We start from the raw sequence: 1,152 nt of genomic DNA on the forward strand, positions 1-1,152 counted from the left end.
TGGCACTGTGACCTGCCACGGGATTATTCCTCCGTTTTGGACTAGAGTCCGCCCGAAGGAAGGGACGGACAATGAAGCGAACGCGATACACGGAAGAACAGATTATTGGCATTCTGACCGAGCATTGGTCGGGCGCGAAGTGCGCAGACCTGTGCCGCAAGCACGGGATGTCGGAGGGCACCTTTTATGCGTGGAAGGCGAAGTTTGGCGGGATGACGGTTTCGGATGCCAAACGGCTGAAGGCGCTTGAAGACGAGAATGCCAAGCTGAAGAAGCTTTTGGCCGAGCAGATGCTGGATAGTGCTGGGATGAAGGAACTGCTCTCAAAAAAATGGTAGGGCCCTCCGTAAAGCGCGAAGCTGTTGCGCATCTTCAGGCCAGGCTGGGCCTGTCGGAGCGGCGGGCCTGCCGCCTTGTTGGGGCGGATCGCAAGATGATCCGCTACCAGTCCATACGACCGCCCGAGACTGAGCTGCGCCAGCGGCTGCGGGATCTGGCGAATGAGCGCCGCCGGTTTGGCTATCGGCGGCTGTTCGTGCTGTTACGCCGCGATGGAGAGCTCTCGGGGATCAACCGCATCTACCGGCTGTATCGAGAAGAAGGGCTCACCGTGCGCAAGCGCCGCGCACGCCGTAAGGCCGTGGGCAGCCGCGCTCCGATCCCCGTCGAGGCGCGACCCAATGCCCGGTGGTCGCTGGATTTCGTCCATGACCAGCTCGCCTGTGGTCGGCGGTCATGATTGTCAGCGACAACGGCACCGAACTGACCAGTCATGCGATCTTAAGCTTTGCCTCGGAACGCAAGATCGAATGGCATTATATCGCGCCAGGAAAGCCTATGCAGAACGGTTTTGTCGAAAGTTTCAACGGGCGCATGCGCGATGAGCTTTTGAACGAGACCCTGTTCCGGAACATGACGCACGCCCGTGTCGTGATCCGGGCCTGGACCGCCGATTTCAATGAAACACGCCCGCATTCGGCGCTGGGCTATCAGACACCAAAGGAATTCGCCAAACACCTCTCCACCGCAACCGACACCCGCGCAGAGCCATCTGAAAGCTCCCTGCGGATGTCGGTTGCTCAACCTGCGCCACTTGGCGTATCAACCCAAAGGGCTCTGGTCCCGAATGGATGAAAATTCAGTGGCAGGTCA

At 59.5% G+C, this 1,152-nt stretch carries 1 pseudogene; it reads left to right on the top strand.

Features of this window, described 5'->3' with window-relative positions:
* Positions 1-71 precede the first annotated feature (71 nt).
* A pseudogene (locus AQ1_RS12160) lies at positions 72-1,134 on the top strand (integrase core domain-containing protein).
* Positions 1,135-1,152 lie beyond the last annotated feature (18 nt).

Source organism: Iodidimonas nitroreducens (assembly GCA_000710935.1).
Taxonomy (GTDB): Bacteria; Pseudomonadota; Alphaproteobacteria; order Sphingomonadales; family Rhodothalassiaceae; genus Iodidimonas; species Iodidimonas nitroreducens.